The 20,613-nt window shown below is 44.2% G+C and carries 19 protein-coding genes; 7 read left to right on the forward strand and 12 right to left on the reverse strand.

The genetic code is table 11. From position 1 onward, the window contains the following. Window positions 1-3: 3 nt before the first annotated feature. Window positions 4-1,170, reverse strand: a complete 1,167-nt coding sequence (locus tag NBH14_RS00800; RefSeq protein ID WP_186957948.1) for a DUF4934 domain-containing protein — start codon at window positions 1,168-1,170, stop codon at window positions 4-6. A gap of 28 nt (window positions 1,171-1,198) precedes the next feature. After that, the gene (polA, locus tag NBH14_RS00805; RefSeq protein WP_186957949.1) at window positions 1,199-3,985 is read right to left on the reverse strand and encodes a DNA polymerase I; all 2,787 of its coding nucleotides are present in this window, start codon (window positions 3,983-3,985) and stop codon (window positions 1,199-1,201) included. Between the two features lie 99 nt (window positions 3,986-4,084). On the opposite strand from polA, the gene NBH14_RS00810 reads away from it, so the two are divergent. Beyond that, window positions 4,085-5,059 carry a polyprenyl synthetase family protein gene (locus tag NBH14_RS00810; protein ID WP_186957950.1) on the forward strand — a complete coding sequence of 325 codons (975 nt, stop codon included), beginning with the start codon at window positions 4,085-4,087 and terminating at the stop codon, window positions 5,057-5,059. A gap of 148 nt (window positions 5,060-5,207) precedes the next feature. On the opposite strand, the gene deoC is transcribed toward NBH14_RS00810, so the two are convergent. The 5 genes from deoC to mnmG form a co-directional block, all read right to left on the reverse strand. Then, window positions 5,208-6,146, reverse strand: coding sequence for a deoxyribose-phosphate aldolase (gene deoC, locus NBH14_RS00815; RefSeq protein WP_186957951.1), 939 nt, complete (start codon window positions 6,144-6,146; stop codon window positions 5,208-5,210). 3 nt (window positions 6,147-6,149) lie between these two features. Then, window positions 6,150-6,482 (reverse strand): nucleotide pyrophosphohydrolase, encoded by a 333-nt coding sequence (locus NBH14_RS00820; RefSeq protein ID WP_186957952.1) that lies wholly within the window; start codon window positions 6,480-6,482, stop codon window positions 6,150-6,152. 1 nt (window position 6,483) lies between these two features. Then, window positions 6,484-6,936, reverse strand: coding sequence for a D-aminoacyl-tRNA deacylase (gene dtd, locus NBH14_RS00825; protein WP_010801225.1), 453 nt, complete (start codon window positions 6,934-6,936; stop codon window positions 6,484-6,486). An 8-nt stretch (window positions 6,937-6,944) separates the two neighbouring features. Continuing rightward, window positions 6,945-8,753 carry an excinuclease ABC subunit UvrC gene (gene uvrC, locus NBH14_RS00830; protein ID WP_186957953.1) on the reverse strand — a complete coding sequence of 603 codons (1,809 nt, stop codon included), beginning with the start codon at window positions 8,751-8,753 and terminating at the stop codon, window positions 6,945-6,947. Window positions 8,754-8,836: 83 nt separating this feature from the next. Then, window positions 8,837-10,714 (reverse strand): tRNA uridine-5-carboxymethylaminomethyl(34) synthesis enzyme MnmG, encoded by a 1,878-nt coding sequence (gene mnmG, locus NBH14_RS00835; protein WP_186958140.1) that lies wholly within the window; start codon window positions 10,712-10,714, stop codon window positions 8,837-8,839. A 215-nt stretch (window positions 10,715-10,929) separates the two neighbouring features. On the opposite strand from mnmG, the gene NBH14_RS00840 reads away from it, so the two are divergent. Together NBH14_RS00840 and NBH14_RS00845 are read left to right on the forward strand one after the other, a co-directional pair. Beyond that, entirely contained in the window at window positions 10,930-11,589 is a 660-nt protein-coding gene (locus tag NBH14_RS00840) for an outer membrane beta-barrel protein (protein ID WP_010801228.1), read from the forward strand. A 12-nt stretch (window positions 11,590-11,601) separates the two neighbouring features. Next, window positions 11,602-12,024: a Riean_0653 family protein gene (locus tag NBH14_RS00845; RefSeq protein WP_186957954.1), complete on the forward strand. Its 423-nt coding sequence runs from the start codon at window positions 11,602-11,604 to the stop codon at window positions 12,022-12,024. 23 nt (window positions 12,025-12,047) lie between these two features. Here the strand turns inward: NBH14_RS00845 and NBH14_RS00850 are convergent, their stop codons facing one another. Both NBH14_RS00850 and NBH14_RS00855 read right to left on the reverse strand, forming a co-directional pair. Then, on the reverse strand, window positions 12,048-12,803 hold the full coding sequence (locus NBH14_RS00850; RefSeq protein ID WP_128135435.1) for a LytR/AlgR family response regulator transcription factor: 756 nt from the start codon (window positions 12,801-12,803) through the stop codon (window positions 12,048-12,050). Between the two features lie 10 nt (window positions 12,804-12,813). Further along, on the reverse strand, window positions 12,814-15,423 hold the full coding sequence (locus NBH14_RS00855) for a sensor histidine kinase (RefSeq protein WP_186957955.1): 2,610 nt from the start codon (window positions 15,421-15,423) through the stop codon (window positions 12,814-12,816). 186 nt (window positions 15,424-15,609) lie between these two features. Between NBH14_RS00855 and NBH14_RS00860 the strand changes: the two genes are divergently transcribed. Together NBH14_RS00860 and NBH14_RS00865 are read left to right on the forward strand one after the other, a co-directional pair. Beyond that, entirely contained in the window at window positions 15,610-15,903 is a 294-nt protein-coding gene (locus NBH14_RS00860; protein WP_128135432.1) for a nucleotidyltransferase family protein, read from the forward strand. Between the two features lie 54 nt (window positions 15,904-15,957). Continuing rightward, window positions 15,958-16,173: a HepT-like ribonuclease domain-containing protein gene (locus NBH14_RS00865; RefSeq protein WP_436277949.1), complete on the forward strand. Its 216-nt coding sequence runs from the start codon at window positions 15,958-15,960 to the stop codon at window positions 16,171-16,173. A 6-nt stretch (window positions 16,174-16,179) separates the two neighbouring features. On the opposite strand, the gene NBH14_RS00870 is transcribed toward NBH14_RS00865, so the two are convergent. Next, entirely contained in the window at window positions 16,180-16,593 is a 414-nt protein-coding gene (locus NBH14_RS00870; RefSeq protein WP_186957956.1) for a hypothetical protein, read from the reverse strand. 151 nt (window positions 16,594-16,744) lie between these two features. Here NBH14_RS00870 and NBH14_RS00875 point away from each other — a divergent pair, with 151 nt between their 5' ends. Next, the gene (locus NBH14_RS00875) at window positions 16,745-17,371 is read left to right on the forward strand and encodes a porin family protein (RefSeq protein WP_186957957.1); all 627 of its coding nucleotides are present in this window, start codon (window positions 16,745-16,747) and stop codon (window positions 17,369-17,371) included. Between the two features lie 96 nt (window positions 17,372-17,467). After that, on the forward strand, window positions 17,468-18,664 hold the full coding sequence (locus NBH14_RS00880; RefSeq protein ID WP_186957958.1) for a TlpA family protein disulfide reductase: 1,197 nt from the start codon (window positions 17,468-17,470) through the stop codon (window positions 18,662-18,664). 48 nt (window positions 18,665-18,712) lie between these two features. Here the strand turns inward: NBH14_RS00880 and ybeY are convergent, their stop codons facing one another. Beyond that, on the reverse strand, window positions 18,713-19,147 hold the full coding sequence (gene ybeY / locus NBH14_RS00885; protein ID WP_048314858.1) for an rRNA maturation RNase YbeY: 435 nt from the start codon (window positions 19,145-19,147) through the stop codon (window positions 18,713-18,715). A gap of 138 nt (window positions 19,148-19,285) precedes the next feature. Beyond that, the gene (locus tag NBH14_RS00890; protein WP_186957959.1) at window positions 19,286-20,518 is read right to left on the reverse strand and encodes a spore maturation protein; all 1,233 of its coding nucleotides are present in this window, start codon (window positions 20,516-20,518) and stop codon (window positions 19,286-19,288) included. Window positions 20,519-20,613 lie beyond the last annotated feature (95 nt).

Genomic DNA, 20,613 nt, shown 5'->3' on the forward strand with positions numbered 1-20,613 from the left:
CTTTTAGTTTTTGAATTTCAGGATCATCAGGACCGGGTTATCTTCTTCCTTTAGGTTGGAGGCTATTTCTTTCAGTTTCTCGTCCGTTATCTGGTTATTATTGGCGTAGGCTTCTGCCAGGTCCATGGCATTCAGTTCGATCAGGCCGTAGCCGTATGGGACAGCTGTAGTGTTGATGAACTTCGGGTCCATCTTGCGGTTGTTTATGGCACGGTTGCGATAAACCGGTTCGCACCATTCGTCAGCATTGCGGTCGTACATGTATAGCTTTTCCCTTTTCTCGCGGTTGGCGACCATATCGCTCATTTTAACTGTTACCTGTCGCGGAAGTCTGCTTATCCAGGCATACCGGTCATTCATTCCCCGGAAGAGCAGGAGAGGAGCTTCCAGATTTGTAGTGGGTGCATGGAGGGGAACCATGACCGGCTCGAGATGCAGGTCCGGGTGCATCACGAAGATGGTGTCTAATGCGACGTCTGTTAGCCAGATCTTGTCTGCGCAACTGTGTAATTGCGGTAAGATTCCGTAGGCGTTATTGGTATGTCCGTCATCCCATACTATTTTGCGGTCGCTGGCTATGCAATGGGGAATTTCTATTGATAACGTATCTATTTTTCCATCTTCTTTCGAGAGAAGAAAATAGGGGGCATACGGATCTTCGTTTCCTTCTTTAAACAGGCTGCATAACAGATAATCCCTATTCAGGTCGATGATATTCAAATCCATAATGCTTTGACGGCTCAGCGTACGGAGATATTTCCCGGAGAAGTCATATACTTTCAGGGTGGTGAAGTCGGCAATGAATACCTCTTTCCGTTGCCAGTCGACAATATTGAAAATGACTGCGGTGTATTCTTCCGGCCCTTGTCCTTGGCAGCATATACGGCCTTGCAGCGTTTGGCCTTGTTTGTCGAACAGCAGGATTTCACCGACTTTGCCGCCTCTTACCACTATGCCGTCGTTTGAGACAACGGAAAAGTCGGAGTTGACGAGCATGCTGTCGGCGGTTGCCAGTGGGATATATTCTATGTCGGCGATGTCTTGCAACCAGACTTCTTTGGGTGGATAGTCCTTTGCGACGTCGACTGTGACCAGTTGTATGTTTTTATCGTTCGTTTGCTTACAGGAGCAAACGAACGATAATGCCAGGGCAAGAATGAGGTATTTCATATACTAGTATGTTTTATAAGAACTCTGTTTAATGTGCCTCCAGCCAGTTCTTCCCTTCACCGCAGTCGGCGATCAGGGGGACTTGGAGCTGGATGGCGTTTTCCATTTCTTCGAGGACGATCTGGCGTACTTTTTCCTGTTCGTCTTGGCAGACGTTGAAGTTGAGTTCGTCGTGTACCTGGAGGATCATTTTACTTTTCAGACCTTCTTCTTCGAAACGGTTGTAGATGCGTACCATCGCTACCTTGATGATGTCGGCGGCGCTGCCCTGGATAGGGGCGTTGATCGCATTTCGTTCAGCATAACCGCGTACGATGGCGTTGTGCGAATTGATGTCCGGCAGGTAGCGTTTGCGTTTGAATATCGTTTCGACATAGCCTTTTTCTTTTGCGATGCGGATACTCTCGTCCATGTAATCGCGGATACCCGGGTAGCTTTTGAAATAACCTTCTATAAGCTCTTTGGATTCTGCCCGGGGGATGTTCAGCCGTTCGGCCAGTCCGAATACGGAGATGCCGTAGATGATCCCGAAATTGGCCGTTTTTGCCTTGCGGCGCATGTCACCAGTCACTTCCTCTACCGGGATGCCATATATCTTGGCGGCGGTTGCGGAGTGGATATCGGCACCGCTGCGGAAGGCTTCGATCATGTGCTCGTCCTGGCTCAGATGGGCCATGATGCGCAATTCGATCTGCGAGTAGTCCGCCGAGAAGAAGGTACAATCTTCGTTGTCGGGGATGAATGCTTTGCGGATCTCACGTCCCAGTTCGTCGCGGATAGGGATATTCTGAAGATTCGGATTCGTCGAACTCAGGCGGCCGGTAGCCGTGACAGTCTGGTTGAACGAGGTATGGATCTTGCCTGTTTCCGGATTAATCAGTTCGGGAAGGGCATCTATATAGGTACTCAACAATTTTTTCAGTCCGCGATATTCCAGCAGCTTGCCTACTACCGGGTGTTTGGAACGCATTTTTTCCAGAATATCTTCGCTCGTACTGTAACTGCCTGTTTTTGTCTTTTTGGCTTTCTCTTCGATCTTGAGATGTTCGAAAAGGACTTCGCCCACCTGTTTGCTGGAATTGATATTGAATTTGACGCCTGCCAGTTCGTAAATCTCTTTTTCCAGGTTGTTGAGTGCGGCGGTCAGTTCTTCCGATGACTGTTTCAACGCAACCGTGTCGAGCTTGACGCCTGTCGCCTCCATTTCTACCAATACATATATTAAAGGCATTTCGATGTCGAAGAAGAGAGACTCGATGCCGGCTTTCTTCAATTCGGGGGCAAAGAAGTTTTTGAGCTTCAGAGTGACGTCGGCATCTTCGGCGGCGTACTCGGCGATCTGGGCGAGAGGGACGTCGCGCATGCAAAGCTGGTTTTTCCCTTTCGGACCGATCAGCTGCGAGATGGGGACGGGTTTATATTTGAGATATGTTTCCGCCAGGTAGTCCATCCCGTGACGAAGTTCCGGGTTCAGCAGGTAGTGGGCGATCATCGTGTCGAATAACGGACCGGCCACGCGGACTCCGTACTTGCGGAGGACGATAATATCGAATTTAATGTTTTGTCCGATTTTCTGTAATTTGCGATTTTGGAGGGCAGGGGAGAAGTGGGCGACAATTTTCGCTGCTTCTTCCTTGTCGGCCGGAACCGGGACGTACCAGGCTTCGTTTTCCTTCACCGCGAACGACATTCCAACCAATCCGGCAGTAAGCGGGTCAATGCCATCTGTTTCCGTGTCAAAAGCGAAAAAATCCTGATCTTCTAAAAAACGGCCTAATTTAGCCATTTCTTCTTTAGAATCAACGGTTTTATATATATGAAGAGTCGTTTTTAAGCTCGCGAGAGTCGAATATTTTGGAACACTCGGCTCCTCGGGTGCAAATAAGTCAAAGAGATTGCCTTGAACCGGGCCTTTCGCTGCCACCTTCTGCGGGGCGGGGGCGGGCTTTTTCTCTTCGCCTGTCATCTTGTTAATAAATGTTCTGAATTCTAATTCCGTGTAAATCTCGGTCAGACGGGTTTCGTTCGGTTTTTCACGGACGCATTTCATGGCATCGAACTGGATGGGGACGTCCGTCTTGATCGTTGCCAGGAATTTGGAGAAACGGATTTGTTCGGCATTCTCCGTTACTCTCTTCTGGAGGGCACCTTTCAGCTTGTCGGTATTCTCCAACAGATTTTCGATCGAGCCGTATTCCTCGAGAAGTTTCTGCGCCGTTTTCTCTCCGACACCTGGGCAGCCGGGAATGTTATCGGAACTGTCACCCATCAGACCCAGCAGGTCGATCACCTGGTCGACCGAAGTCAGCGAGTATTTATTCAGGACTTCTTTGACGCCCATCACCTCGTAGTCGCCTCCGAACTTGGGACGGTACATAAATATATGTTCGGATACCAGCTGGCCATAATCTTTGTCGGGTGTCATCATATAAACTTCGAATCCCTCTTTCTCAGCCTGCTTCGATACGGTGCCGATCACATCGTCTGCCTCAAAGCGGGGAACTTCCAGTATAGGGATATTGTATGCTTCTATAATATCCTTTATAATAGGAACGGATTGCCGGATCACTTCCGGGGTTTCTTCCCGCTGTGCCTTGTATAACTCGTAGGCTTCGTGACGGAAGGTCGGGCCTTTCGGGTCGAAAGCCACGGCGATATGCGTCGGGTTCTCGCGTTTCAGAACGTCTTCCAGACTGTTGATAAAACCGAAAATGGCAGAAGTGTTCATGCCTTTCGAGTTGATACGCGGATTTTTAAGAAATGCGTAGTACGACCGATAGATCAGTGCATACGCGTCTATGAGGAATAGCTTCATCTCTTTTAACACGTTTTAGGGTGACAATAGACGGTAAATGTACGAAAAAACTCGCTTACTCAATACTTTTTGTTACTTTTGCGAATCTTTGGATAGATTATGAATGATAGAAAGAAAATAGAACAACCGGTTGCGGAAGAGTTTAAACGCTTTAACGATGAGTTTGCGGATTCACTTCGTAGTGAGACGCATAGGTTGCAATCAGCCATCGACCAACTCTTGCATGCCAGCGGCAAACATGTCCGCCCGTTACTGGTACTTCTCACAGCAAAAGCTTGTGGAAAAGTAACCGACCATACGATCAATTCGGCCGTTTTCCTTGAATTGTTGCATACGGCTACCCTGATACATGATGATGTTATTGACGAGACGAAGCAGCGTAGGGGGGTCCCTTCGTTGAATGCTATTTTTGATAACCGCATTTCGGTACTGGTAGGTGATTATGTCCTTTCCACCGCATTGATCCGTTCTATCCAAACAGGCAATTTGCAAATCATAAATATCGTATCCAACCTCGGACGTGACCTGTCGGAGGGAGAAATCAAACAGCTCGAAACGGCCGAAGAGAGTATCCTCGACGAGGCTTGCTATATGCAGGTGATAAAGAAGAAGACGGCTACGCTGCTTTCTTCCTGCACGGAGATCGGGGCTATTTCGGCGGATGCTCCGCAGGAACTGGTGCTTAAATGCCGTAAGTTCGGAGAGTATCTGGGGTATTGTTTCCAGATCAAGGATGATATCTTCGACTACTTCAAAGAAATGAATATCGGCAAACCGACCGGTAACGATATACGCGAGGGAAAGGTGACGCTGCCTTTGCTGCATGCACTTGAAAGTGGCAGGAGAGAAGAGGTGGAATCATATTTGAAAGTTATTAATGAAAAGGATTTCTCATCTCGGAATATTGATGCTTTGATCGAGTTTGCCAAGGCGAATGGCGGTATTGAATATGCGGAAATGCGTATGAAAGAGTATCACGACAAAGCAGTGGAGGTGCTTATGCAGCTTCCGGAATCGGATGCCCGCGAAGGTTTGCTGGCGTTGGCCGATTATATTATGGAGCGGCAGAAATGATCATAAGATATTACAAAAGTTTCATTATGGCACGCAGATGACACAGATTGGGCAGATGAACACAGATTTTTATTATTTAATATCTGCGTAAATCTGCCCAATCTGTGTCATCTGTGTGCCATTTGTATGTTTGGCAACATCCCTTGATTTATTTCCCCAGGCGGTGCTCAATATCTTCTACCAGGCTACTGGCTCCGATGCGGAACAGTTCCTTGTTCAGCCAGTCGTTACCCAGTACTTCTTTAACGATCGTGTAATATTTGACAGCATCTTCAGCGGTGCGTACACCTCCCGATACTTTTATACCGATCTGCTTTCCTGTGATGGAATGGTACTTTTTGATCACTTTACACATCGTATAGACGGCTTCCGGGGTTGCACCGGGGTAACCTTTGCCTGTGGATGTTTTGATGAAATCTGCGCCTGAATACAGGGCTAAGATAGCAGCTTTCCGGATATTCTCCGGAGTGACTAAGGCGCCGGTTTCGAGAATCACTTTCAGCTTGCTTTCGCGGCAGCTTTCCTTGATCTCCTGTATCTCTTCGGTCAGTTCTTCATAGTTATCTTCCATGAAATAACCGAGGTTCATCACTACGTCTATCTCGTCGGCTCCCGTCATGACTGCCATGGCTGTTTCTGCAATCTTCACTTCGATGAATGTCTGTGAGGAGGGGAATCCGGCAGCTACCGAGGCGATCTTTACTTCCTGTGCCGTCAATGCCTGCTTGACTGTTTCCACGAATAGGGGATAGGTGCAGATGGCAGCGACATTCGGAACGTCGGGGCGGGTTCCTTCGAAATCATTTACCCGGTCTACCAGTTTCCAGATACTTTCTTTTGTGTCGATGCTGGTCAGCGAAGTCAGGTCGATGCATCCGTGGATTTGTTTCAGGACTTCGGGGGTGAAGTTCTCTTTTTCGTGTTTTTCCAGGATGGATACGACGTGCTTTCCTACTATTTCTTCCGTTCCGGCCGGGTCGAATTTGGCGAACGCTTCATGGTATTTGTCCATGTGTTCGTGTTCATGATCGTGATGATGTTCATGATCATGGTCGTGACCGCAGCTGCAATTGTGTTCGTGTGCCATAAATTATAATTTATTGTTGTTTATATGTCGTTCTTTGTCCCGGCTGGTTTTCTTCTGCATATTCTTTTCGAATGCAGCGGTCAGGTCCACGCCGGTCTGGTTTGCCAGGCAGATCAATACCCATAGCACATCGGCCATTTCATCGCCCAGATCGCGGTTTTTGTCGCTTTCTTTGAACGATTGTTCGCCGTAGGTGCGTGCCATGATCCGCGCCAGTTCGCCTACTTCTTCGGTCAGGATCGTCATATTGGTAAGCTCGTTGAAGTAGCGTACACCATACGTCCTGATCCACTGGTCCACTTTCTCCTGGGCTTGTTGCAAGGTAATATCAGCCATCTTATTCTTTATTTTGCGAGTCGATCAGGATAGTGACCGGCCCGTCATTCAGTAACTCTATTTTCATATCTGCGCCAAACTCTCCGGTGGCGACATTCTTGCCGATTTGCAGTCCCATTTCGGCACAGAATGATTCATACATCGGGATGGCAAAGTCCGGTTTGGAGGCATGGATGTAGGAGGGGCGGTTTCCCTTCTTTGTAGAGGCATGTAAAGTGAATTGGCTAACCACCATTACCTCGCCGCCCGTATCGATTACAGAACGGTTCATAACCCCGTTTTCATCGTCGAAAATGCGCAGGTTGGCAATCTTCTTGCACAACCATTCGATGTCCTCCTGTGTGTCGCGGTCCTCGATACCGACCAATACCAGCATCCCGTTTCCTATATTGGATTTGAGTTGTCCGTCGATTGTAACGGAGCAATGCTGTACACGCTGTATAACTGTTCTCATTTGTATGTTTACTTTAAACCATTTATTAATGCTTTTGTTTTAGCTTCCCCGATCAATTCCTTCAATTCATCGAAGCTGGCTTCCCGTATTCTCTTTACGCTCTTATAATGGCGCAAAAGTAATACTTTAGTCTTTTCTCCGATCCCATTGATGCTGTCCAGTTCGGAGCGGGTCTGGCTTTTGCTGCGCTTGTCCTTGTGGAAGGTGATGGCAAAGCGGTGTACTTCGTCCTGTATTTGTGTAAAGAAGCGGAACATCTGGCTTTGTATCGGCATGCCGACCGTAACGGGAGGGAAGCCGAAAAGAAGTTCGGAGGTCCGGTGCTTTCCGTCTTTCGCCAGTCCGGCTATCGGTATGTCGAGATGAAGTTCGTCTTGTATGACTTCCCGGACAACTTCCATTTGCCCCTTTCCACCGTCGGTAAGGATCAGGTCGGGCAGGGGAGAACCTTCGTTTACGGCTCGCTGGTAACGGCGGCGTACCACCTCTTTCATGGATGCGTAATCATCGGGCCCGACCACTGTCTTGATAATGTATTTGCGGTAGTCTTTCTTCGATGGTTTCGCCATTTTGAAGACAACGCAGGCAGCCACGGCATCGCTTCCCTGTATGTTCGAGTTGTCGAAACATTCGATATGTATCGGCAATTTGGGTAGATGCAAAGCGTCCTGTACTTCTTTCAGAATACGTGTGCTTCGTTGTTCCGGGTTGAGTTTTTCCGCTTGTTTCAGTCGGTCTACCTTAAATTGCTTTACATTCATTTCGGATAGTTCCAGCAACTTCTTTTTATCGCCACGCTGTGGAACCGTAAAGGTCACATTACCTAATTCCATTTCCATTTCGAAAGGAACGATGATTTCGCGTGCCGTACTTTTAAAACGATCGCGCATTTCTACGATACCCAGGCTGAGCAGTTCTTCTTTGGTTTCGTCCAGCCGTTTTTTGTATTCAAAAGTATAAGCCTGTACGATCGCCCCGTTTCCAATATGCATGAAATTGATATAAGCCGACTTCTCGTTCTCTGCAAAAGAGAATACATCTATATTATGAAGCATAGGCGTAACTACTGTCGATTTTGCGCGGTAGTTTTCTATTACTTCGTATTTCTCCTTTATTTTTTGAGCTTCTTCAAACTTCAGTTCTCCGGCTAAAACCTGCATTTCTTCGTAGAGGTGTTTGCTGATTTGGGAGATATTTCCGCGAAGGATTTCCTTTATTTCGGAAATGTTTTGCTGGTATTCTTCCATAGATTGCAAACCTATGCAAGGTCCTTTGCAACGTTTGATATGGTATTCCAGGCAGACATCATATTTTCCTGCTGCGATAGATTCCGGTGTCAATGGATATTTGCAGGTACGTAACGGATAAAGTTCCTTCAGCATCTGAAGCATGACCTTGGCAGTGTATACGGACGGGTAGGGACCGTAATATTGTGAGCCATCCTTTACTATATTCCGAGTCTGAAATATGCGGGGAAAATATTCGTTCTTTACGGTAATCGAAGGATATGTTTTGTCATCCTTCAGCATGACGTTGTACCGGGGACGATACTGTTTGATCAGATTGTTCTCGAGCAGCAAGGCATCCTCTTCTGTATTGACAACAATGTATTTGATGTCGCGGATTTGCTTTACCAGTACACGTGTCTTATTGCTGTCGTGTTCCTTATTAAAATAGGAGGAAACACGGCGCTTCAGGTTCTTCGCTTTACCTACATAAATGATCGTTCCCTTGTCATCGAAGTACTGGTAGCAACCAGGCTTGTCCGGCAAGATAGAAAGTATCATTTTTATATGTTTCTCCGTTTCTGAACTCATCTTGTTTAACTGTTTCTGTCCTATACCCAGTGTTTTAGCTTCTTTTACCTAAAGTAAATGTTTCACGTGGAACAATTCGCGTTTTATCTCCCGAGGAGCACCAGTAGGATGTTTATATCGCTGGGGGAGATGCCTGGAATACGGCTTGCCTGTGCAATGGTGTCCGGGTCGATCTTCGTGAGCTTTTGTCTTGCTTCGGTCGATAAAGACTGGATCGAATTGTAGTCGAATTTACCTTTGATATGGATATTCTCCAAGCGGTTTATTTTCTCTGCGATGATCTGTTCGCGCCGGATGTAACCGCTATACTTGATCAGGATTTCTGTTGCTTCGATAATCTCTTCTTTACGTGAAGCAGGAACCTTGTCCAACTCTGTGCGGAGTGCGGGGACGAGGGTGGCAACGCTTTCCAAAGTGAGTTGCGGACGAAGGATCAGGTCGATCAGTTTGCAACCGTGAGCGAGTGGGGTAGTACCCAGCTTTTCCAATCCTTCGTTTATGTATTGCGACTTTACGGAATAGTTTTCTGTAAAGTTGATAATAGCATCCCTGTGTTCTTTTTTCTCTGTCAGCAGGTCGTAGCGGTCTTGTTTTGCCAAACCTATTTTGTAGGCTTTTTCTGTCAGGCGCATATCGGCATCATCCTGGCGGAGCAGGATGCGATATTCAGCACGGGAGGTAAACATACGGTAAGGTTCGTCTACACCTTTCGTTACGAGGTCGTCAATAAGTACGCCGATATAGGCTTCGTCGCGCCCTAAGATAAACGGTTCGCCTCCGTGGCAATTGATATGTGCGTTGATGCCGGCTATCAATCCTTGTCCGCCTGCCTCTTCGTAACCGGTCGTACCGTTAATTTGTCCGGCAAAGAACAGGTTACGGATTTGTTTTGTTTCCAGGTTATGATGTAATTGCGTCGGATCAAAGAAATCGTATTCGATTGCATATCCCGGGCGGTAAATCTGAATATCTCTGAATGCAGGGATTGCTTGCAGCGCACGCAACTGGATGTCTAATGGGAGAGAGGAGGAGAAGCCGTTCAGATAATACTCCTGTGTTGTTTCGCCTTCCGGTTCCAGGAACAGTTGATGCTGGGTTTTATCTGCAAATGTTACGATCTTTGTTTCGATGCTGGGACAATAGCGCGGGCCGATACTCTGAATTTGTCCGTTGTACAGGGGAGAGTCGGGGAGGCCCTCACGCAAAATAGCATGACATGCTTCGTTTGTGAAAGTCGTCCAGCAGCTAAGTTGTTTTAACGGGCGCGGCTGGAAATTGAGGTAAGAGAATTTATGAAAGTCGTTCTCTCCCGGTTGTTCGCCCATTTCATCGAAGTGTATGCTGCGACCGTCGATACGTACAGGTGTTCCGGTCTTCATCCGTTCCGATTTAATTCCCAGAGAAACCAGTTGTTCCGTGAGTCCCGTTGCTGCCGGTTCCGAGATGCGTCCGCCACGTAATTGTGTACGTCCGATATGCATTAAGCCATTCAGGAACGTTCCGTTTGTTAAGACTACGCTCTTTGCCCGGAATTCTACATTCATATTAGTTTTTACACCACAGACTGTATCTCCGTCCAGCATTATTTCGCGGACAGTATCCTGCCAGATATATAAGTTCGGAAGGTTCTCCAGTATTCCCCGCCAGCAATCAATAAAACGGGCACGGTCACTTTGGGCGCGCGGACTCCACATAGCCGGACCTTTACTCCGGTTCAACATGCGAAACTGAATCGCAGTGCGGTCTGTTACAATCCCCATATACCCTCCCAGCGCATCTATTTCACGGACGATCTGCCCCTTGGCGATACCGCCTACGGCCGGATTGCAACTCATCTGTGCAATCTTGTTCATGTCCATGGTGATAAGAAGCGTTTTTGAACCCAGGTTGGCGGCAGCTGCTGCGGCTTCACAGCCTGCATGGCCAGCACCTACCACGATCACATCGTAATTGAAAGTCATTGTCGTAATTCTCTTTGTTTCTTTTGCAAAGATAGTCATACTCCGCCTTTTAGCCACCATCCCAAAGGATATTTTGCTTATGCTTTGTTTCGTTAAAGGTTCTACAGATGCAGATTTGTTGGTGGCTTTATCCTAAATATATTTTTTATATGTTTCTATGCAGCTTTTAAATTCTATAGTCCATCATATATTAATATAAGTCTAAAAAGAATGTTATGAAAAAGTATTTGTTTTTATTGGGGCTGTTGATGTCAACCCTTTCGTTGTTTGCCCAGGAGGCGTCGGTCGGAAAATCGTTGTTTTCTGTCCATGCGGGTCCCTCCTGGTATTTGGGAAAGATGATCGGGATTACTAACAACTCCGATGCTTATCGCAGTGATTTGCGGAACGGGGTTTCCTGGGGTGTTAACTACTATTATCTGGGGGATAAATATATCTTCGATTCATTTAAACTGTCTCCCGGTCTCATTTATCAGGGTGGACAGTATAAAAATAGTCATGATGAAGGCTCCGATAAAATTCTGATGAACTACATTGCGCCACAAATCGCCCTGTTCTACGTCAAGCAGAAGTTTAATTTATCTTTGTCGACGGGTTTGGGATACCAGCTTTACAAAGATAAAAGTTTGGTGTACGATAAACCGCGGAATGTATCGATGAACAAGCTCGCTTATAACTTATCCGCAGGCGGTGAATATCTCTTTTCCCAACATATAGGAATCTCTGCAAAGGTGAATTGGATCGTTACCTCTTCGGACAGTTATTCCGTCAAATACCATGGTCAGAAATGGCAGGTCGAGTCACCTGAATTGAATGGCGGTGGCGGCTGCTTTTCTCAATTATCGTTGTTGTTCGGTATGAATTTTCATTTTTAATTAGACACCATTATGAAACATATATTATTTATCTGTTTGCTTTTTTTCTGTATAGCTTGTGAAGAGAATAAATCGGTTGACCCTACTCTTATGCCTGAGGCTACTGCGACCGGTACGAATACATTTGGTTGCCTGGTTGACGGTTGGGTATCTGTAAGCGGCCGCTGGGGGGTGCCGGTCGCAGAATTTACCCAGCTGGAAGATAGTACCGGCATGACGATTTCGGCACAAATAGGTTTCGATTCTTACCTTCGCTTTTCAATACCTAATCCCAAACAAGGAGAAACACTTCCGTACACGAATGTCTCTTTTGATAACCAAAAAATCGGAGATGGAAAAGTCCACATTACCCGGATGTCTGACGGGATATTCAGTGGGACTTTTGAGGGAGACCGTATTACAGAAGGACGCTTCGACCTGAAATATAAAGAGTGAACGGGAATTCAGACCGCTACGGCTTACAACTGCTTTAAAACTTCCATCACATAATTCCGTCGTTGGCGGGAAATGCTGATGGAAGAACCATCCTTCATGCGGATATATCCCCCATCGCTTTTAATGAAACTTTTTATTTCCTCCAGATTGATCAGATGTGATTGATGAATACGGAGGAAATTGTAAGGTGTCAGCAAGTCGTCAAATTCTTTTAATGTTTTTGATACGATCAGCTTCTCTCCCGATTTAAGATAAAAAGTGGTATAGTTGCTTTCCGATTCGCAACGGACGATAGAGCCGATTTCAACAAATTCAATTTTATCGGCGACTGACAGGGCTATTTTCTTTTGTTTATCCAGTGCCCGCTTGTTTTGCAGAAGGTTTTGCATCCGCTTGTTTTCCTGTTTTCGTAAGACGACCTGGACGGCTTTATCTACAGCATGTGTCAGTTCTTCCGGGTCGATAGGCTTCAGTAAATAGTCGAGTGCGCTGAAGCGGATAGCCTGGATTGCATAGCTGTCGTAAGCCGTTACAAAGATCACTTCAAAAGGAATATCCGGCAGACTTTCCAGGAGGGAAAAACCGGTATCGTCGCCCAGCCGGATATCCAGAAAAAGGATATCCGGTTTAGCTTCGGGCAGGACGGTACGGGCTTCCGTGACTGAACTGCAAATAGCCGAAATTTTGATTTGCGGACAATAGGTACCGAGCATGCGGAGCAGGTTTTCCCGGTTCCCCTGCTCGTCATCAACAATTGCTGCGGTTATTTTTGTCTCCATATTTTTGTTTTTATAGAGGAATGGATAATTGGACGTGGCAACCGGAAACAGACTCTTTCTCCTGTCTGTTTTCGATCGTAATACCGATTTCCGTATTGTACAAAGTCTTTAATATTTCGAACTCATTGGTGACGGCACGGATACCGAAGCCACCATTTGCTTCTGTTTTCAATCCGGGACCATCGTCAGTGATATCGATTATCAACAACTGATCTTGCAAAGATAATCGAATTATGATTTCTCCCGTACCGCGTGGAGCGATTCCGTGCTTAACAGCGTTTTCAACGAAAGGTTGTATCAGCATTCCCGGAATTTCGATTGCATCCGGCTCAATATTCCGATCGACTGTCAACGAGTAAGAGAAAGGATAACGAAGTTGTTCGAGTTTCAGATATAGTTCCAGTTGCTCGATCTCATCCGAGAGAGGAACCAGTTTCTTTTCGGATGTAGCCAGAACTTTGCGCAGTAAACGTGAGAAATCGATCAGGTATTTGTTCGCCTCCTGATTGGCCGAGCGATTGATCAGATTCTGTATCGAACTTAGCGCATTAAAGATGAAATGCGGGTTCATCTGGGAGCGGATGGCACGGAGTTCGAGTTCGCGGATATGACGGCAGTTACGCTCCTGCTTCTGTCTGTTTTTGTTTCGGAGATAGTAAATGATACCGATGATTGCTGCGATTAGGAGTGCACCTAGAATGCCCTCTTTGAATCCTTTCATAAAATCGTTGAAAGATTTGTCTTCTCTATTCAGGTCTTTTTGAATTAATTCAGGGATTGGCTCGGTGTCTAAAATATTGCTGAATTTCCGATAGAGAATAGTCCCGTCTTCGCGCATCAGGATAGTAACCCAGCTGAACCCCAGATTATAATTCATATCGTGTGCTTGCTTCTCGGGAATGGCTTTATATGGCTTTACCACTTCTGTGTTACGACGTTCAAAATCTGCGTAGAGTTCGAGATGTACGGTAGAATCCAATCCTTTCTCCTTAAGGAGTTGTTTCAGGTCGAGTGCATTTTGAAGGTTTATTCCGTAGAGACCTTTGCTTGCTGATAAAAATAACAGGATGTATTTTCGGTCGCTTCCTTTTACCAAATGCAGACTGTCGGTTATGATCAGACCGGCTTCTTTGATATTCTTTCCTGCTTCAAAAGGTAATAGTTTATTGTATATTTTTTTTACATTGTTTGTCAAGCTGGTATCTGGACAGGAAGTGATAAAATCGTTATAATCCTTTTCTAGTTCAGATAGCATCTTACCGTACATTAAAGTTGACAGGTTTACTCCGTTTACCAGATATTGGGGATAACCGGAGAGGATTTGTTTATTCAGAAGATAATCTTCCTGAGGAGTTAATTTTTTCTGCTTATTCAGACATAGGTTGTCTGAATAAATCTCTTGTTTTTTATAGGCACTGTAGGTATACAGAAAAGAACCGTAGTTTGCTGCATCCCATTTTTCCAGTTTATATGCATAATCGATAAGTGGGTTGACCGATGCGAAGTGGGGAGCTTGCCAGTCGAGTAAACCACTTTTATGCCAGGCATCTTTATCGGTGGCTCTCGTATAGTACGATAAGATAAACCTTCCTTTGAAGTACTGTTCCGAGAGTTCGAATGCTCTTCGCCAATAAGGGTCCATATTCTCGAAATCTTTCTCCATGGCGGTTTGAAAAAGAGAATCGCGGGATTGGAATGCTTTTTTCAGTTCATTGGGAAAAGTGATGTCATATTCAGAATTGTAGTGTGAAAACCGTCGATAGTTATAGTGGAGATTGTTTTGTTCATTTCCTTGTCCCTCGTAATGGTAGGTATGTGTATTTGCATATACCTCTTTGTCTTGAATAATGGAGTCTCCTGGAGTAAGCAGTAGCGTTACTCGTTTTCCTACTTTGTATTCTGTTGGGTAAGCGATAAATATTTTTTTGTGAATGGTCAAATCCTTAGATGCATCGATATCGAAATTGCTACAAGTAAATTCCGTATTCGGAGGAAGAACAAATGAGGCATCGATGACCCGTGTACCCAGTGTCGTTTGAATAGTCCCGTCTTCTTTCCATCCGGTGAGGAAATCGTTTGCAACCGGGGTAATCAGTTCATCCAGGTTTAACGAATCCCGGACATAAGTTTCCAGATGAGTGGATAATCCCTCCTGTCTTACTCCGAAAGGAACATACGTTTTCGAATAAGAGAAAGATGAGTCCTTTTTATCGAATGCAAGTGGTTTCCGGCTTTTCCGATCGTACGTAACGCGCAAGATTTGTTTGTTTGACGCATTATTATCGAAAGCGAAATCCTGCTGATAACGGCTGTCAAAATAATAAAAGCCGGGCTTTTCTTTGTCATTACGACAATCATACAAGTACCCCAGCGTATAGTCGATAGAAATGGACTTGTCTGTTTTTTCTGCCACAGTTGCTTGTATAGTGATCCGGCGTATATTCTCCGCCCTCCAAGGGATTTCTTCTTTAATCCCCGGAGCGATATAGGGATAGTAATGGACAGTTTCGAGGGTTATCCAATCTCCCTTTTTCAGTGAGTCGGGATTGTAAGGGACGAATGTGTCCGCCCAGCCGTTCCATGTCAGGCACAGGAATAAAAATAAGAGTCTTGCTTTCATAACTGTAAATTTAAATGAAAAATCTGATTACAGTTCAAAAGTATAGGCGAAAGACTTTCACCCGGTTGAAAAATGAGTGAATGGCGAGTTTGGATGAGAATTAGGATTACAGCTTGAAACACATTCTGCATCATCCTATATCGTAGATATTAAATTTATTCCTAACTTTGTAAAAACGAAATGCTTATGAAGTCTGTAACAGAATATAAAGAAATACTGTCGAAATTCAAAAAAGAGTTTGGTCCTCAGTTTGGTATTAAAGAGCTGGGTATTTATGGTTCTGTTGCCAGAGGAGAACAAACAGAGGAAAGCGATCTGGATGTGTTTGTTTCACTGGAGAAAGTGGAGCCATTCATTATTTTTGATCTTAAAGAATTGTTGGAATCATTGTGTAAATGTAAGGTTGATTTGATTAGGTTAAGAGATTCACTGCGCCCCGCACTAAAGAATAACATTCTGAAAGATGGCATTTATGTTTGATAAAGGTAGAGTTTTAGATCGTTGTGATCTGGTCGTGTAATACGTCTTCAAATCATTGGAGAGAATATTAAGAAGATAGATGAATGTACCAATGGAGAGCTATTACTGAGGTATCCTGAAATACCTTGGCGAAAAGTAATAGCTCTTAGAAATATCATATCGCATGAATATGCCAATGTCGATGAAGAAATTATTTTTGCTGTTATCAGGCAAAGTTTACGACCTCTGAGGATTACTATGTTGAAAATCTGTAATGAACTTCAATCATAACAGCTTTTAGCTGGCAAGCATATTAAGTACACCTTGGTACCACATTTTTAATGCCAGAATTAGGGATGTTCCCACAAGAGTTCCTCCGATGATAATCATTTTTATGGCATTTGGCTCTGCCCCTGTAGGAAATTCTCCATATTCGGAAAGCAATGCTCCAATCATATATAGGGAAGCCAAAGAAAGAAGAAAACCAAGCAATGAACTTATCCAACCTGTTTTTTGAAAAAGTTGTTTGATCAGCAGGCCTATGGCAATTGTAAAAAACAAAGTAAGAACAAATGTGAAGTTATCAAACTCTTTTACGATCAGATAACTAGTCATGCTCCATGCGGGAATGGATAAAATAATGATAAACCAAATCTCAGAAATTGAATGGATCATTTTCTTGATTTGTGGATTTGATGCTAATGTGCTCATAATAATATGTTTTTGAGTGACTACTATTTAATAAACGAAGTATTTACCAGTTTTATTGCTTCAATGACTTCATACATTAAAAATTAAGTTCTCATGCAACATATTAGTAATATCCGGCATCTATATATTTAACAATGTTATTAGATATGTTATGAAAAAGTTAGTACTCCTTTTGTTTGTTGCCTTTATCTCTATTCAGATATCCGCACAAGAGTTTCATTTTATTCCCCGAATCGGGTTTAATCTGGCTAATACCTACCCGGAAAGTTTTGCTGATATGCGGTCTGGTGTAAATGTCGGAGTTGCCGGAGAAATCCGTTTTTCCAAATTGTTTGCACTGGAACCGGGAGTTTATTATTCCATGCAGGGATACCGCTATAAATATAAAGGTGAAACATCCAAATTGGACATTGATTATTTAAATATTCCTATTTATGCAAAGTTCTATTTGTATAAAGGTTTCCATATGTTTGGTGGTCCGCAATTAGGTATTAATGTCCGGGCAAAAGGAACTAACTTCAAATATTCGTTGGGTTACCCCCCTTTTGAAACAAAAACCGTTTCGAGGAATATAAAGGATGATATGAGTCCGTGTGATCTTTCTTTTTCCATGGGGGCCGGTTACACGTTTGATATGGGATTAATCGTTTCAGTCAATTATAATTTAGGTTGTACTTATATCTTTAAGGAGTCGGAATATACTTTTGGTGGCAGTAATCTTTTCAGGGGAAAAGATCATAATGGCGTTATCCAGTTTAATTTGGGATGGTATTTCTAAAAGGCTTTAGCCAATGATATTTGCCGGTGATATAATATAAAATTTTATCTTTGTTGCGACTTAAAACAATTTTGCCGGCATTAAAAATAATAGGATATGAAAAAAAAGTATGTGCTATCTTTGCCATTATGTGCATTGCTGTTAACAGGGGCTTGTTCCCATCGTCCTTCTGTTCCAGCAAATGAATTTTTAATTCAGGGATATCTTGAAAATGTATCTGATAGCGCCATTATCGAACTTTGTGTATCGGAAGGCCAATTAATAAAGGAGATAATGAAAGATACGCTTATCAATGGTGAGTTTTCATTGCACGATACGATTACGTCCGGAAAACGTGAACTATATTTGATGTCCAGCAGTAAAGGCTTTCCCGGTCTTTGGATAAATGTTTGGACTGCCCCCGGTAAATATATAAAGGTAACAGGAAATGATAAATTATTAAAGACTTGGAAGGTGGAAAGCGACCTGCCAGAACAGGTTGAAGAAAATCGTTTTGTGGAGGCTTCCTTTCCCGAACAGTTGGAGGTGTTGAAATATACTGCAAACGAGTATGACTTGCTGCGTACAATGTTTCAGGAACATGCCGATAATGAAGAACTTCAGCGGGCTGATTGGAAACAGGTGGATTCTCTCCGTAAATTAAAGGAGCCTTTGGAAACAATAATTTTGAAGAAAGAACTTGATTATCTAAGTACAGCCCCAGTATCGTCCGTATGGCTGGATAAATATTTACTGCATGCTTCGCGTTTGCAATGGGATAAAGAAAATCCGTATATTCCTGAAATTAAAGCGTTGTATGCCCGATTGTCTGAGGCTGACAGAGAGACTCCGGCAGGGAAAAATATTACTGAATATATGAATTTGGGAGCGGAAGTGAATGTCGGTGATGAAATGGCCGATGGCGATTTGTATGATCCGGAAGGAAACCTTCATCATCTTTCTGAGTTCAAAGGACAATATATTTTACTTGATTTCTGGAGTATGGGATGTGGCCCTTGTGTACAATCCATTCCGGAGATGGAAGAAGTAACAGCGATATATAAAGACAAATTGGCGGTAGTCAGTATCAGTGGTGATAGTGAAGAAAACTGGAAGAAATTTATTTCCGAAAAGAGTATGACGGGAAACCAATGGAATGAATTGAAAAACGGTCGTACCGGACTGGCAGCCCGTTATAAGGTAGTAGGTATCCCCCACTATGTATTGATCTCACCGGAAGGGACAGTACAGGAGATGTGGAGTGGATATGGCCCCGGTTCATTAAAAGGGAAGCTGAAAGAGTTAGTAAAATAGATCATATCCCATACTAATTTGTTTGTTGCAAAAGAAAAAATGCCGGGATTAACTCTCCCGGCACTCTCCCGGCAAAATAGCCAGTGCTTTGTTTTCGTTTTCTTCCATGATCTCCCTCTCCCCTGGCCCTTTGTCGTTGATGCCGCATAGATGAAGGATTCCGTGGATGATGGTACGATGCAGTTCTTCGTTGTATGGAGTTTCGAACTTTTCCGCATTTGTTTTTACTGTATCCAGGCTGATGAAAAGGTCGCCTGATATCTTGTTTCCGCTGGTATAATCGAATGTGATGATATCCGTATAATAATCATGTTGCAGATACTGGCGGTTTACTTCCAGGATCTTTTCATCGGAACAGAAGATGTAACTGATATCCCCTGTCTTTTTACCGTATGTTTCGGCAACTTTCCTGATCCAGTTGCTGACAGCCTCTTTCTTGATGGCCGGAAGTTCGATGTCTTCCGCGTAAAATGATATTGTCATAATGCTATTATTATTCTTATTTATCTTTCTGAATGATATGTTAAAAAATATTACCCGGTATAGTATTTTCAAATACCTGCCATATTAATCCGATTTACCTGGTATAGTAGTGACATTTTGATAATCGGAAATAACCTGTCAGGTAAAAAATACATATGTCAAAGCTATTGCCGCAATCACCCCGGCCAAATCAGCCAGCAAAGAACATGGAATAGTATAACGGGTGTTGCGTATACCTATGCTTCCGTAGTAAAGTGCAACTACGTAAAACGTTGTATCCGTCGAACCTTGCACGATGGAAGCCAACCGGCCCACAAATGAGTCGGCACCATAGGTGTTCATCGCATCCAGCATCATCCCCCGTGCACCGCTTCCGCTTAACGGCTTCATCAAAATAGTCGGCAGGCCACCTACAAAGTCTGTATTTAAGCCTAAAGCACCTACGCCTGTCCGGATACCTTCGATGATAAAATCCATTGCTCCTGAAGCACGAAATACACCTATTCCGACCAGGATAGCTACCAGATATGGTATGATCGTTATTGCGGTCTTGAATCCTTCTTTAGCTCCTTCGATAAATGTATCGTATACATTGATCTTTTTGCGGATGCCACTGACAATGAATCCGCAGATGATCGTAAACAATAATGTGTTTGCAAACAAGGTCGAATAAAGGGAAACCTGCTCCTGCTCCAACGAATTGAACAGCCAGACCAGTCCTCCGATAAAAACAGCCAATCCACCGAAGAACAATACCAGATTTTTCTGAAGCAGATTGATCCGCTGTTTGATACAGACAGCTAAAACGGCCACTAATGTAGAGGTAAGGGTTGCCAGCATAAGAGGTAAAAAGACATCCGACGGATTAGCCGCCCCCATTTGTGCCCGATACATCATGATGCTGACCGGAATAAGCGTCAATCCCGATGCATTGATACAAAGGAACATGATCATCGAATTGCTGGCCGAATCTTTTTCTGTATTCAATTCCTGCAACTGCTGCATGGTTTTCAACCCTATCGGTGTGGCAGCGTTGTCCAGTCCCAGCAGGTTGGCGGAGATATTCATAAAGATAGAACCTGTCACCGGATGCTCTTTCGGTATGCCCGGGAAGAGCTTGCTGAAAACCGGTGCCCCCAACCGGGCAAACGACTGGATGACTCCCCCCTTTTCGCCAATCTTCATAATTCCTAGCCAGAGCGACAAGATACCGGTCAGTCCGAGCGATATCTCGAATCCGGTCTTGGCAGACGTAAAAGAGGAATTGATAATCTCTGTGAAGACAGCCGTATCGCCGGCAAAGATAAGTTTACCCAGCGCGACGACGAAAGCGATTAGAAAGAAAGCGATCCAGATGTAGTTCAGAACCATATGTTAGTTGTTATAATTTGTCTTAAACTAAAAAGCAGGGTTGGTAGGATTCATTTATTTTTTTACATGAATATAACTAATCACATCCACTGCTT

It is taken from the genome of Parabacteroides caecihominis (assembly GCF_023656785.1).
In the GTDB taxonomy this organism is placed as follows: domain Bacteria; phylum Bacteroidota; class Bacteroidia; order Bacteroidales; family Tannerellaceae; genus Parabacteroides; species Parabacteroides segnis.